15 protein-coding genes and 1 riboswitch are annotated in these 13,001 nt (G+C 62.6%); of the genes, 13 read left to right on the forward strand and 2 right to left on the reverse strand.

Features of this window, described 5'->3' with window-relative positions:
- The first annotated feature begins 65 nt into the window (after positions 1-65).
- Genes bioB through bioD form a run of 4 tightly spaced genes read left to right on the forward strand, consistent with a single transcriptional unit; the run spans position 66 to position 3,672 of the window.
- Positions 66-1,103, forward strand: coding sequence for a biotin synthase BioB (gene bioB / locus ACJ8IM_RS05825; protein ID WP_033653544.1), 1,038 nt, complete (start codon positions 66-68; stop codon positions 1,101-1,103).
- Positions 1,103-2,254: an 8-amino-7-oxononanoate synthase gene (gene bioF, locus ACJ8IM_RS05830; RefSeq protein WP_033653510.1), complete on the forward strand. Its 1,152-nt coding sequence runs from the start codon at positions 1,103-1,105 to the stop codon at positions 2,252-2,254. The genes bioB and bioF overlap by 1 nt, the downstream gene beginning before the upstream one ends.
- Entirely contained in the window at positions 2,238-3,005 is a 768-nt protein-coding gene (bioC, locus tag ACJ8IM_RS05835) for a malonyl-ACP O-methyltransferase BioC (protein WP_033647122.1), read from the forward strand. Before bioF ends, bioC begins: the two co-directional genes overlap by 17 nt.
- Entirely contained in the window at positions 2,998-3,672 is a 675-nt protein-coding gene (gene bioD, locus ACJ8IM_RS05840; protein WP_033653509.1) for a dethiobiotin synthase, read from the forward strand. Before bioC ends, bioD begins: the two co-directional genes overlap by 8 nt.
- A 31-nt stretch (positions 3,673-3,703) precedes the next feature.
- Here bioD and ACJ8IM_RS05845 read toward each other — a convergent pair whose 3' ends face one another.
- Positions 3,704-4,426, reverse strand: coding sequence for an ATP-binding cassette domain-containing protein (locus ACJ8IM_RS05845; RefSeq protein WP_033653508.1), 723 nt, complete (start codon positions 4,424-4,426; stop codon positions 3,704-3,706).
- Positions 4,427-4,570: 144 nt separating this feature from the next.
- Here ACJ8IM_RS05845 and ACJ8IM_RS05850 point away from each other — a divergent pair, with 144 nt between their 5' ends.
- The 3 genes from ACJ8IM_RS05850 to ACJ8IM_RS05860 all read left to right on the forward strand — a co-directional run bounded on the left by ACJ8IM_RS05850 (position 4,571) and on the right by ACJ8IM_RS05860 (position 7,914).
- Positions 4,571-4,750 carry a hypothetical protein gene (locus ACJ8IM_RS05850; RefSeq protein ID WP_130042688.1) on the forward strand — a complete coding sequence of 60 codons (180 nt, stop codon included), beginning with the start codon at positions 4,571-4,573 and terminating at the stop codon, positions 4,748-4,750.
- Positions 4,751-5,534: 784 nt separating this feature from the next.
- On the forward strand, positions 5,535-7,547 hold the full coding sequence (uvrB, locus tag ACJ8IM_RS05855) for an excinuclease ABC subunit UvrB (RefSeq protein ID WP_033653507.1): 2,013 nt from the start codon (positions 5,535-5,537) through the stop codon (positions 7,545-7,547).
- Positions 7,548-7,647: 100 nt separating this feature from the next.
- Complete coding sequence (locus ACJ8IM_RS05860; protein ID WP_004939783.1) at positions 7,648-7,914, forward strand: VF530 family DNA-binding protein; 267 nt, start codon at positions 7,648-7,650, stop codon at positions 7,912-7,914.
- Positions 7,915-7,920: 6 nt separating this feature from the next.
- On the opposite strand, the gene ACJ8IM_RS05865 is transcribed toward ACJ8IM_RS05860, so the two are convergent.
- A complete protein-coding gene (locus ACJ8IM_RS05865; RefSeq protein ID WP_033653506.1) occupies positions 7,921-8,838 on the reverse strand; it encodes a gluconeogenesis factor YvcK family protein in 918 nt (305 codons plus the stop codon).
- Between the two features lie 259 nt (positions 8,839-9,097).
- Positions 9,098-9,242: riboswitch (molybdenum cofactor riboswitch) on the forward strand.
- Between ACJ8IM_RS05865 and moaA the strand changes: the two genes are divergently transcribed.
- The 6 genes from moaA to ACJ8IM_RS05895 all read left to right on the forward strand — a co-directional run bounded on the left by moaA (position 9,229) and on the right by ACJ8IM_RS05895 (position 12,914).
- The gene (gene moaA, locus ACJ8IM_RS05870) at positions 9,229-10,215 is read left to right on the forward strand and encodes a GTP 3',8-cyclase MoaA (RefSeq protein ID WP_016928681.1); all 987 of its coding nucleotides are present in this window, start codon (positions 9,229-9,231) and stop codon (positions 10,213-10,215) included. It overlaps the preceding riboswitch by 14 nt.
- Positions 10,216-10,362: 147 nt before the next feature.
- Entirely contained in the window at positions 10,363-10,878 is a 516-nt protein-coding gene (gene moaB / locus ACJ8IM_RS05875) for a molybdenum cofactor biosynthesis protein B (RefSeq protein WP_033653505.1), read from the forward strand.
- A 3-nt stretch (positions 10,879-10,881) separates the two neighbouring features.
- Positions 10,882-11,361 carry a cyclic pyranopterin monophosphate synthase MoaC gene (moaC, locus tag ACJ8IM_RS05880; RefSeq protein WP_033637506.1) on the forward strand — a complete coding sequence of 160 codons (480 nt, stop codon included), beginning with the start codon at positions 10,882-10,884 and terminating at the stop codon, positions 11,359-11,361.
- Positions 11,358-11,603, forward strand: coding sequence for a molybdopterin synthase sulfur carrier subunit (moaD, locus tag ACJ8IM_RS05885; protein ID WP_019453985.1), 246 nt, complete (start codon positions 11,358-11,360; stop codon positions 11,601-11,603). Before moaC ends, moaD begins: the two co-directional genes overlap by 4 nt.
- Before the next feature lie 2 nt (positions 11,604-11,605).
- Positions 11,606-12,073 carry a molybdopterin synthase catalytic subunit MoaE gene (moaE, locus tag ACJ8IM_RS05890; RefSeq protein ID WP_004939764.1) on the forward strand — a complete coding sequence of 156 codons (468 nt, stop codon included), beginning with the start codon at positions 11,606-11,608 and terminating at the stop codon, positions 12,071-12,073.
- Between the two features lie 130 nt (positions 12,074-12,203).
- On the forward strand, positions 12,204-12,914 hold the full coding sequence (locus ACJ8IM_RS05895) for a Bax inhibitor-1/YccA family protein (protein ID WP_033637508.1): 711 nt from the start codon (positions 12,204-12,206) through the stop codon (positions 12,912-12,914).
- The last annotated feature ends 87 nt before the right edge of the window (positions 12,915-13,001 follow it).

Genomic DNA, 13,001 nt, shown 5'->3' on the forward strand with positions numbered 1-13,001 from the left:
GATTGGTTGACAGTATATCCACAATATTTAAACTGGCGACACTTTTTCGTTTTGGAGACGCCATGATGGCCGATCGCATTCACTGGACAGTAGGGCAAGCCCAGGCCCTGTTTGATAAACCGCTGCTTGAACTGCTGTTCGAAGCGCAAACCGTACACCGCCAACACTTTGACCCGCGTCAGGTGCAGGTCAGCACGCTGCTGTCGATCAAAACCGGCGCTTGCCCGGAAGACTGCAAATACTGCCCGCAGAGTTCGCGCTACAAGACTGGCCTGGAGGCGGAGCGGCTGATGCAGGTCGAGCAGGTGCTGGAATCGGCGCGCAAGGCCAAGGCGAACGGATCGACCCGTTTTTGCATGGGCGCGGCGTGGAAGAACCCGCACGAGCGCGATATGCCTTATCTGCAGCAGATGGTGCAGGGCGTGAAAGCGATGGGCATGGAAACCTGCATGACGCTGGGCACGCTGGACGGCACTCAGGCCGAGCGCCTGGCGGAGGCCGGACTGGATTACTACAACCATAACCTCGACACCTCGCCGGAGTTCTACGGCAGCATCATCACCACCCGCAGCTACCAGGAACGCTTGGATACGCTCGACAAAGTGCGCGACGCCGGCATCAAAGTATGCTCCGGCGGCATCGTCGGGCTGGGTGAAACGGTGCGTGACCGCGCCGGGCTGCTGGTGCAGCTGGCCAATCTGCCGAAGCCGCCGGAGAGCGTGCCGATCAACATGTTGGTGAAGGTGAAAGGGACGCCGCTGGCGGATAACGACGACGTCGATCCGTTCGATTTCATCCGCACCATCGCGGTGGCGCGCATCATGATGCCGTCTTCTTATGTCCGCCTTTCCGCCGGCCGTGAACAGATGAACGAACAGACGCAGGCGATGTGCTTTATGGCCGGCGCCAACTCGATCTTCTACGGCTGCAAGCTGCTGACCACGCCGAACCCTGAAGAAGACAAAGACCTGCAGCTGTTCCGCAAGCTGGGGCTGAACCCGCAGCAGACCGCCACCGAACACGGCGACAACCAGCAACAGCAGGCGCTGGCTAAGCAACTGCTGACCGCCGATACCGCCGAGTTTTACAACGCGGCGCTGTGATGAGCTGGCCACAACGTATCGAGCAGGCGCTGGCAGAGCGGCGCCTCAACGCCGCCTACCGTCGGCGACAGACCACCGAGGGCGGCAACGGCCGCCAGATTCGGCTCGGCGATCGTCTCTACCTGAACTTCTCCGGCAACGACTACCTGGGGCTGAGCCAGGATGCGCGGGTGATCGCCGCCTGGCAGCAGGGCGCGCAGCGCTACGGCGTCGGCAGCGGCGGTTCGGGCCACGTCACCGGCTTTAGCGCGGCGCATCAGGCGCTGGAGGAGCAACTGGCGGCGTGGCTCGGCTATCCGCGCGCGCCGCTGTTCATCTCCGGTTACGCCGCCAACCAGGCGGTGCTGGCGGCGTTGATGCAAAAGGGCGATCGCATTTTGGCCGATCGCCTCAGCCACGCCTCGCTGCTGGAGGCGGCGGCGCAGTCGCCGGCCGAGCTGCGCCGCTTCCAGCACAATCAGCCGCAGGCGCTGGCAGATCTGCTGGCCAAACCCTGCGACGGGCAGCGGCTGGCGGTGACCGAAGGAGTGTTCAGCATGGACGGCGACGGTGCGCCGTTGGCGGAACTACATCGCCTAACCCGCGCGGCGGGCGCCTGGCTGATGGTGGACGATGCCCACGGCGTCGGCGTGCGCGGCGAGCAAGGCCGCGGCAGCTGCTGGCAGCAGGGCGTGCGCCCTGAACTGCTGGTGGCGACCTTCGGCAAGGCGTTCGGCGTCAGCGGCGCGGCGGTGCTGTGTGATGAGCCGACCGCCGAGTATCTGCTGCAGTTCGCCCGTCATCTGATTTACAGCACCGCGATGCCGCCGGCGCAGGCCTGCGCGCTGCAGGCGGCGCTGGCCTGCATTCGAGAGGGCGATGAACTGCGCGCCCGGCTGCAGGACAACATCCGCCGTTTCCGCCAGGGCGCTGCGCCGCTGGCGCTGACCCTGACGGACTCCGACACCGCCATCCAGCCGCTGCTGGTGGGTGACAATCAACGCGCGCTCGATCTGGCGACCCGCCTGCGCGAGCGCGGGCTGTGGGTGAGCGCCATCCGCCCGCCGACGGTGCCGCCGGGCGGCGCGCGGCTGCGCATCACCCTGACGGCGGCGCATCAGCCGCAGGATATCGATCGCCTGCTGGAGGTATTGCATGACGTCAGCCAATGACTGGGTGAACAAACAGGCGGTCGCTTCGGCCTTCAGCCGCGCCGCCGGCAGCTACGACGCCGCCGCCGCGCTGCAGCGTGACGTTGGCGAGCGCTTACTGGGGATGGGGAGTGCCCATCCGGGTGAACGGCTGCTGGATGCCGGCTGCGGCACCGGCTATTTCAGCCGCCTGTGGCGCGAGCGCGGCAAGCAGGTGACCGCGCTCGATCTGGCGCCGGGCATGCTGGATGTCGCCCGTCAACGGCAGGCGGCGCACCATTATTTGCTGGGCGATATCGAACAGGTGCCGCTGCCCGACGCGGCGATGGACATCTGTTTCAGCAGCCTGGTGGTGCAGTGGTGCAGCGATCTGCCCGCCGCGCTGGCGGAGCTGTACCGCGTGACCCGCCCCGGCGGCGCGATCCTGTTTTCCACGCTGGCGGCGGGATCGCTGCAGGAACTGGGGGATGCCTGGCAACAGGTGGACGGCGAGCGCCACGTGAACGCCTTTCTGCCGCTGGCGCAGATCCGCGCCGCCTGTGCTGGCTATCGACACGAGCTGGTCACGGAGTTGCGCACTCTGAACTACCCGGACGTGATGACGCTGATGCGTTCGCTCAAGGGCATCGGGGCCACGCATCTGCATCAGGGGCGCGAGGGCGGCCTGATGTCGCGCGGCCGTCTCGCCGCGCTGCAGGCGGCTTACCCGTGCCGGCGGGGGCAGTTCCCGCTCAGCTATCATCTGGCTTATGGAGTGATTTATCGTGATTAAACGTTGGTTCGTAACCGGCACCGACACCGAAGTGGGGAAAACCGTCGCCAGCAGCGCCTTGCTGCAGGCCGCCAACCGGGCGGGCTACCGCAGCGCCGGGTATAAGCCGGTGGCTTCCGGCAGCGAGATGACCGCCGAGGGACTGCGCAACGGCGACGCGCTGGCGCTGCAGGCCAACAGCGGCGTGGCGCTCAGCTACGATGAAGTGAACCCTTACGTTTTTGCCGAACCCACCTCGCCGCATATCGTCAGCGCCGATGAAGGCCGGCCGATCGACGCGGCGCGGCTGTCCGACGGCCTGCGCCGGCTGGAGCAGAGCGCCGACTGGGTGCTGGTCGAGGGCGCGGGCGGGTGGTTTACCCCGCTGTCGGCGGAGTACACCTTTGCCGACTGGGTGCAGCAGGAGCAACTGCCGGTGATCCTGGTGGTGGGCATCAAACTAGGCTGCATCAACCACGCGGTGCTGACGGCGCAGGCGGTGCAGCAGGCCGGGCTGACGCTGGCCGGTTGGATCGCCAACGACGTGGCGCCGCCGGGGCGGCGGCATCAGGAATACCTGGCCACGCTGCGCCGCATGCTGCCGGCGCCGCTGCTGGGCGAAATCCCGCACCTGCCGCAGGCTGAGCGGGCGCCGCTGGGGCAGTATCTGGATATCAGCCTGCTATAAACGCTCAATGAGGGGGGGGGGCTTCTCTCCCTCATCCTTCTTCTTGCCCTGCCAACCCGGCGCCGATCAGCGCCTCATCCAGCTGCGCCAGCGCACCGTGCGCCACCGTGCGCCCGCTATCCAACAGGCAGAAGCGGTCCGCCACCCGGCGCACGAACGGCAGCTGATGCTCCACCAATAAAATGGTCATGCCCAGTTCGCGGTTAAGCCGGCGGATCACGTTGCCGATGTCGGCGGCGATCGAGGGCGGTACGCCCGCCGTCGGTTCGTCGAGGATCAGCAGCGCCGGCTCCTGGGCCAGCGCCCGACCAATCGCCAGCTGGCGTTGGGCGCCCACGCACAGATCGCCGGCGCGGCGCGCGCGCATCTGGCGCAAATGGGGGAACAGGCTGTAGATCAGCGGCGGAATGCGGCGAGGGGCGCCGCACCCGGCCATTTGCGCCACCTGCAGATTCTCCTCCACGCTCAACTGCGAGAAGAGCTGCCGCCCCTGGGGCACGTGGCTGATGCCCAGCGCGGCGCGGCGCTCCATCGGCTGCAGCAGCAGATTTTGCGGCGGCTGATCCGCCGGCTGCCAGGTCATGCTGCCGCTCACCACCGGCACATGCCCCATGATGCAGTTGACCAGCGTGGTCTTGCCCACGCCGTTGCGCCCGAGCAGCACGGTGCACTGGCCGCGCGGCAGCTCCAGGTTGATGTCCCACAGGGTGTGGTTCTGCCCGTAAAATTGATTGACCGATCTCAGGCTCAGCATTTGGCATTCTCCTCATAGACGCTCGTTTCACTCGTTGGCGGGGGCTGCAAAGGCCACATGAGCGGCGAATTTCCCGAGTGTGGCAATGTCTGGAACAAAATGCCGTCCGTCCGAGGAGCCAGAGCCAGGTCTGCGGTGGACGGAATGACAGTCAATATGTCGTTAAAAACGACGCTTGTGACGACTTGGTGTCGTTCTTGCGTTTTTACGGGCGATAACGCCGCGGCGGTGAAACTTCGCGGCCGGCAGCGCATCATGCTGCCGCACCGCATTTATACGCAGGAAGATAAAGCAACTCCCAGGCCAATTTTTGCCGCCGGGTGAAAACGGGGGATTGTTATCGCCTTGTTAACCGCACGTCAGGCCTGACGCGCGCTGCCGTGACGGCCTGAAAATACGCGGGCAAGTTAACCCGGACGTTTTTTGCACTCTTGTGGTGCTGTTCGGTGTGGGCATGGTGCAAGGCATTGCGCCGCCGTCAAGAGCGATCCGCGTGAAAGGAGCCAATGCGATTTTGGCAATGGGGATTTTTAGTATTAATCGGCATAAACAAAGCGATATTTTTATGAAAAAATAACTAAAAAAGGCATTTTGGCCAGTGTAAAGGGCGAAAAGCTTTCTTTCTGTAACTCCCGCCCCGGGCGGGGCGGTGAGAGTTATCCACTATTCCTGTGGATAACCTTGTGTATTAGATTTAGAAAAACGCTGTAAAGCGAGAGCGGACGCGGGTTCTGTTCGCTTTGCCCGCATTCTCGTCTTTTTATTAAAGTAATTAATTATCAATAATTTAATTAAAATCAAGACGCGAGGGTATTGATCAGGTCTCTATGTATGATTTTTCGACGCGGTGCTATCAATAAGTTAATTTGCGGCAAGTTCTGGGGATAAATCTGTTATTGACAATAAAAATGTCACCGGACTGTAACGCCACGGTGCAACGGCGTTGCCGCGGCATCGGGCGCAGCGACGAATCCGCTTGAAGCTGGTTTTATATCCAGTATCATGGGCACTGGCGCAAATCGCCGACACTTTCCATAATTAGGGGCCATGCCCGGCGCAGAGTCGGCTGGCCGCCTGAGCGCGCGCATCTCCACAGGGTAGCCGAGCAATGAGTAAACTTTTCAAACTGCATTCTGATTTCAAACCGGCCGGCGATCAGCCGGAAGCCATCCGCAAGCTGGAAGAGGGGCTGGAAGACGGCCTGGCGCACCAGACGCTGCTGGGGGTCACCGGTTCGGGCAAGACATTCACCATCGCCAACGTGATAGCCGATCTGAATCGGCCGACCATGGTGCTGGCGCCGAACAAGACGCTGGCGGCGCAGCTGTACGGCGAGATGAAAGAGTTTTTCCCGGAGAATGCGGTGGAATACTTCGTCTCCTACTACGACTACTACCAGCCGGAAGCCTACGTGCCCAGCTCCGACACCTTCATTGAAAAAGATGCTTCGGTGAACGAGCACATCGAGCAGATGCGCCTTTCCGCCACCAAGGCGCTGCTGGAGCGGCGCGACGTGGTGGTGGTGGCGTCGGTGTCGGCGATCTACGGCCTGGGCGATCCGGATCTTTACCTGAAGATGATGCTGCACCTGACCCAGGGGATGATCATCGATCAGCGATCCATTTTGCGCCGGCTGGCGGAGCTGCAATATTCCCGCAACGACCAGGCCTTCCAGCGCGCTACCTTCCGTGTGCGCGGCGAGGTGATCGACATTTACCCGGCGGAGTCGGACGAGCTGGCGCTGCGCGTCGAGCTGTTCGACGAAGAAGTGGAGCGGCTGTCGCTGTTCGATCCGCTGACCGGGCAGATCGAGCAGGTGGTGCCGCGCTTTACCATCTACCCGAAATCGCACTACGTGACGCCGCGCGAGCGGATCATGCAGGCGATGGAAGAGATCAAGGTCGATCTGGCGGACCGCCGCAAGGTGCTGCTGGCCAACAACAAGCTGCTGGAAGAGCAGCGCCTGACGCAGCGCACCCAGTTCGATCTGGAGATGATGAACGAGCTGGGCTACTGCTCGGGCATCGAAAACTACTCGCGCTACCTGTCCGGGCGCGCCGAGGGCGAGCCGCCGCCGACGCTGTTCGACTACCTGCCGGCGGACGGCCTGCTGGTGGTCGACGAATCCCACGTCACCATTCCGCAGATCGGCGCGATGTTCAAGGGCGACCGCGCGCGCAAGGAAACGCTGGTGGAGTACGGCTTCCGCCTGCCGTCGGCGCTGGACAACCGCCCGCTGCGCTTCGAGGAGTTCGAGGCGCTGGCGCCGCAGACCATCTATGTCTCCGCGACGCCGGGCAAATACGAGCTGGAGAAATCCGGCGGCGATCTGATCGATCAGGTGGTGCGGCCGACCGGGCTGCTGGATCCGATCGTGGAGGTGCGGCCGGTCGCCACCCAGGTGGACGATCTGCTCTCCGAGATCCGCAAGCGCGCGGCGATCAACGAGCGCGTGCTGGTGACCACCCTGACCAAACGCATGGCGGAAGACCTGACCGAATACCTGGAAGAGCATGGCGAGCGCGTACGCTACCTGCACTCGGATATCGATACCGTGGAACGGGTCGAAATCATCCGTGACCTGCGTCTGGGCGAGTTCGACGTGCTGGTGGGCATCAACCTGCTGCGTGAGGGGCTCGACATGCCTGAGGTGTCGCTGGTGGCGATTCTGGACGCCGACAAGGAAGGTTTCCTGCGTTCCGAGCGTTCGCTGATCCAGACCATCGGCCGCGCGGCGCGTAACCTGAACGGCAAGGCGATCCTTTATGGCGATCGCATCACCGATTCGATGGCCAAGGCGATCGGTGAAACCGAGCGGCGCCGCGCCAAGCAGCAGGCCTACAACGAAGCCAACGGCATCGTGCCGCAGGGGCTGAACAAGAAGATCGGCGACATTCTGCAGATCGGCCAGCCGGTCAACCGCGCCAAGAGCAAAGGCAAGGGCAAGGCGGCGGACGGCGGCGCTTCGCTGCAGAACCTTACGCCGAAAGCGCTGGATCAGAAAATCCGCGATCTGGAAGCGCAGATGTACACCCACGCGCAAAACCTGGAGTTCGAGCAGGCGGCTGCGCTGCGCGACCAGATCCACCAGCTGCGCGAGCAGTTTATTGCGATTTCCTGACCGTTGGATGGCGCCCGCGTAGCGGGCGTCGAAATTCCTTGTCGGCCGCGTCAAAGCTGTTAAGGTGTGCGGCCCGATTTGACCACGAAGAGTACCGAACATGAGCCAACACCAGTCCAAAGATCCGCTGCACGGCGTGACGCTGGAGCAACTGCTGAATAAGCTGGTGGATCACTACGGTTGGTCCGAGCTGGGCGCACGCATTCGCATCAACTGCTTCCGCAGCGATCCGAGCATCAAGTCCAGCCTGAAGTTTTTGCGTCGCACGCCCTGGGCGCGCAAAGAGGTGGAAGATCTGTATATCGATATGGTCAGCCATCCCGCCCCAGCCAGCGATAATCCCTGGCTGCGCGGGCGAGACGGTTAAATTCGGTCAGCGGCGGGCGGCCAGTTCCACCAGCGCTTGATCCAGCGCCTGGCGCAGCAGCTGGCGATCGTGGCGATAAGGGATGTCGCTCGCTTCCAGCGGTTGCTGAATCACCACCCGATCCTGCACTTCACTGGCGTCCACCGCCGGGCCGACGATCAGCGCATCGATCATCCGGCGGCCGATCTTCTCTTCCATCAGCGTCAGCTTATCCTTTAACGACAGCGCCGCGGCGGCCACGCTTAGCTCACGGCCGAGGTTGCCGATATAGATCATGCTGGCGCTGCTGCGGCGCAGCGCCTGGGTGAGATCGTCGAGCAGCAGCAGCGGCATCAGGCTGGTGAGAAAACTACCCGGCCCAATCAGGATCACGTCGGCCTGCGCGATGGCGTCCAGCGCTTCGCGCGTGGCGTTGACCGGGGGAGACAGCATCAGCTCCTGCGGCATATGGGCCAGCTGATCGACATTCACTTCACCGTAAACGTGATTGCCTTCGTGATCGTGCGCCATCAAATCCACCGGCTGTTCCGACATCGGGATCAGCGCCGCGTCCACCTTCAGCAGGCTGCGCACCAGGTTGATCGCTTCCAGAGGGCGCACGCTCAGGTGATCTAGCGCTTTCAGCATCAGGTTGCCGAGGTTGTGGCCGGCCAGTTCGCCGTTGCCGCTGAAGCGGTATTCGAACATCGCCGAGGCGACGCTCGGTTCGGTGATCAGCTGGTTGAGACAGTTACGGGTATCGCCCCAGGCAATGCCGCCTTCCGAACGGCGGATGCGGCCGGTGGAACCGCCGTTGTCGGTGGTGGTGACGATGCCGGTCAGGCGGGAGCCTAAGGACGACAGGGCCGACATCACACGGCCCAGGCCGTGTCCGCCGCCTAACGCCACCACGCGGTCGAGATCGGCCAGGGTACGATTACGCATAAATTTCCTTACAAAGGGGCTGAACTGCCCGCATAAGGTAACGGATCCGGCATAAAAACGCGATAAGAGTGTCATTTGCGTGATTCCGGTCAATTCGTCCGCGCAAGTGATGTTTATCATGGTTTACCAGAATACGCGGCGTCTAAAAACGCTGTATAGACAATTATATAGCGAATTTACGCGTTGGCTATCGTTGCCGATTAGCGCTAGAATTCTGCTGAAAACCACGGTTTCATTCCGGCTACTCAAGGTAGCGGGAAGAGAAATCAAACTCCTAGCCCCTGCGCCTACGTTGTTCATCCGGAACGATATGGCGCCTGGGCCGTGGCGAAGTCAGCCACCAGGGTGCAGAGGGGAAACGCTCGCATCTCCCGACTTTGGAAAGGTGTTATGGTGCCGCAACTCATTGATGCTTATGAGCGCAAGTTCTATTACCTGCGCTTGTCGATCACCGACGTGTGCAACTTTCGTTGCACCTATTGTCTGCCCGACGGCTACAAGCCGAGCGGCAGCCCGAAAAGCTTCCTGTCGCTGGATGAAATCCGCCGCGTCAGCCGCGCGTTCGCCGAACTGGGCACCGAAAAGGTGCGCCTGACCGGCGGCGAGCCTTCGCTGCGCCGCGATTTTACCGAGATCATCGCCGCCGTGCGGGAAAACCCGGCCATCCGTACCCTGGCGGTCACCACCAACGGCTACCGTCTGGCGCGCGACGTCGCCGCCTGGCGTGACGCCGGTCTGACGGCGATCAACGTCAGCATCGACAGCCTGGATCCCCGCCAGTTTCACGCCATTACCGGCCAGGACAAGTTCCGCCAGGTGATGGACGGCATCGACGCCGCCTTCAGCGCCGGTTTCAGCAAGGTCAAGGTCAACGCGGTGCTGATGCGCGACGTTAACCACCAGCAGCTCGGCGCCTTTCTCGCCTGGATCAAGGACCGGCCTATCCAGCTGCGCTTTATCGAACTGATGGAAACCGGCGAGGGCGGCGAGCTGTTTCGCAAACACCACGTTTCCGGCGAAGTGATTCGCCTGCAGTTGGAGCAGCAGGGCTGGCAGCGCCAGGCACGCGGCCGCAGCGACGGCCCGGCGCAGGTGTTCAGCCACCCGGATTACCAGGGCGAGGTGGGGCTTATCATGCCGTATGAAAAAGACTTCTGCGCCAGCTGTAACCGGCTGCGCGTCTCTTCCATCGGCAATCTGCACCTGTGCCTGTTCGGCGAGCAGGGGGTGCCCCTGCGCGATTTGCTGGCGGACGACGGCCAGCTCGACGCGCTGAAGGCGCGCATCCAGAGCGGGCTGCTGAGCAAAAAGCAGACCCATTTCCTGCATCAGGGCAACAGCGGGATCACCCAGAACCTGTCGTTTATCGGCGGCTGATACCCACATATTTCAAGCCGCAGCGTTGTTGGCTGCGTGCGCTCACCCCAGTCACTTACCGGAGTAAGCTCCTGGGGATTTACGCACTGGCCGCCTGGCTGCAGCTTGAAATCTGTTGGGTATCTCAGAATAGGAGCCTATTGAACCATGAGCCATGCGAGCAGCGAGTTTATTGCGGCGCATATCGCCATCCTGACCGTCTCCGACAGCCGCGGCGCGGCGGAAGACACCTCCGGCCACTATCTGCAGGACGCGGCGCAGGAAGCCGGCCACCAGGTGGTGGATCGCGCCATCGTCAAAGATGACATTTACCAGATCCGCGCGCGGGTTTCCGCCTGGATCGCCGATGACAACGTGCAGGCGGTGTTGATCACCGGCGGCACCGGTTTTACCGCCCGCGACAACACGCCGGAAGCGCTGCTGCCGCTGTTCGACAGAGAGGTGGAAGGATTCGGCGAACTGTTCCGCATGGTGTCGTACGAAGAGATCGGCACCGCGACGATCCAGTCGCGCGCGCTGGCCGGCCTGGCCAACCGCACGGTGATCTTCGCCATGCCGGGCTCCACCCGCGCCTGCCGCACCGCCTGGGAGCGGATTATCGAAGAGCAGTTGGACGCGCGCCATCGCCCGTGCAACTTCCAGCCCCATTTGAAGAAGCCCTGAGTCATGACACAGCTAACCCACATTAACGCCGCCGGCGAAGCCCATATGGTCGACGTTTCCGCCAAGGCCGAAACGGTGCGTGAAGCGCGCGCCGAAGCCTTCGTCGAGATGCTGCCCGCCACGCTGGCGATGATCGTCGACGGCAGCCATCACAAGGGCGACGTGTTCGCCACGGCGCGCATCGCCGGCATTCAGGCGGCCAAACGCACCTGGGAGCTGATCCCGCTGTGCCACCCGCTGATGCTGAGCAAGGTCGAAGTGCAGCTGGAGGCGCAAACGCAGCACAGCCGGGTGCGCATCGAAACCTGCTGCCGGCTGACCGGCAAAACCGGCGTCGAGATGGAGGCGCTGACCGCCGCCTCGGTGGCGGCATTGACCATTTATGACATGTGCAAAGCGGTACAGAAAGACATGGTGATCGGCCCGGTGCGCCTGCTGGCGAAAAGCGGCGGCAAATCCGGCGATTTTAAGGTGAACGTATGATCGATATTCTTTTCTTCGCGCAGGTGCGCGAACTGGTGGGCACCGGCGGCCTGTCGATGCCGGCGGATTACCCGACCGTCGAGGCGTTGCGCCAGGCGCTGTGCGCGCGCGGCGATCGCTGGGCGCTGGCGCTGGAATCCGGCAAACTGTTGGCGGCGGTCAATCAGTCGCTGGTGGCGGCGGATCATCCGCTGCGCGCCGGCGATGAAGTGGCCTTCTTCCCGCCGGTCACCGGGGGGTAAGCATGGAAAATACCCGCATTCGCGTGGGCGAAGCGCCGTTCAACGTCGGCGACGAGTACCAGTGGCTGGCGCAGTGCGACGCCGATGGCGCGGTGGTGACCTTCACCGGCAAGGTGCGCAACCATAATCTGGGTGACGACGTCAGCGCGCTGACGCTGGAACACTATCCCGGCATGACCGAGAAGGCGCTGGCGGAGATCGTGGCCGAGGCGCGCAGCCGTTGGCCGCTGCAGCGGGTAACGGTGATCCACCGCGTCGGCGCGCTGTATCCCGGCGACGAGATCGTGTTCGTTGGCGTGACCGGCGCACACCGCAGCATGGCGTTCGCCGCCAGCGAGTTCATCATGGACTACCTGAAGACCCGCGCGCCGTTCTGGAAGCGCGAAGCCACCGGCCAGGGCGATCGTTGGGTGGACGCCCGCGACAGCGATCGCGAGGCCGCGCAGCGCTGGCACGACGCGGCTAAATAACGCGTCAACAGCGGAAACAAATCAAGACCTTTGCCGCTTTCGCCCGGCATATTCTGTGGTACGCTTATAGCAGGCGAAGCCCCGTTCGCGGGGCTTCGGAATCTTGTTTACAACGCAAAAGGTAACCGTCATGGACCGATATCCACGCTCTAATGGTTCAATCGTCGAACGTGCCAACAGCGGCATTCAGGCCTACATGGCGCAGGTTTACGGCTGGATGACCTGCGGTCTGCTGCTGACGGCGTTCGTTTCCTGGTATGCGGCCAACACGCCCGCGATCCTCAACTTCATCTTCTCCAGCCAGATCACCTTCTTCGGCCTGATCATCGCCCAGCTGGCGCTGGTGTTCGTGATCTCCGGCATGGTCAACCGCCTGAGCGGCGCGGTGGCCACTTCGCTGTTCATGCTGTACTCGGCGCTGACCGGGCTGACGCTGTCGAGCATCTTCATTGCCTACACCTACAGCTCGATCGCCAGCACCTTCGTGGTCACCGCCGGCATGTTCGGCGCCATGAGCCTGTATGGCTACACCACCAAGCGAGATCTGAGCGGCTTCGGCAGCATGCTGTTCATGGCGCTGATCGGCATCGTGCTGGCCTCGCTGGTGAACATCTGGCTGAAAAGCACCGCGCTGATGTGGGCGATCACCTACATCGGGGTGGTGGTGTTCGTCGGCCTGACCGCGTACGACACGCAAAAACTCAAGGCGATGGGCGAGCAGCTGAATGCCGATGATAAAGACAGCTTCCGCAAGTACGCCATCGTCGGCGCGCTGACGCTGTATCTCGACTTCATCAACCTGTTCCTGATGTTGCTGCGTATCTTCGGCAACCGTCGCTAAATCCGTGGCCTTTCAAGCAGCAGCTTGAAATCCATAGGACTTACCAGGCTCTGCATGTGACATGCAGAGCCTTTTTTATGCGATTTT

Origin of the sequence: Serratia sp. CY33525 (genome assembly GCF_052169115.1) — a bacterium.
Classification (GTDB): domain Bacteria; phylum Pseudomonadota; class Gammaproteobacteria; order Enterobacterales; family Enterobacteriaceae; genus Serratia; species Serratia sarumanii.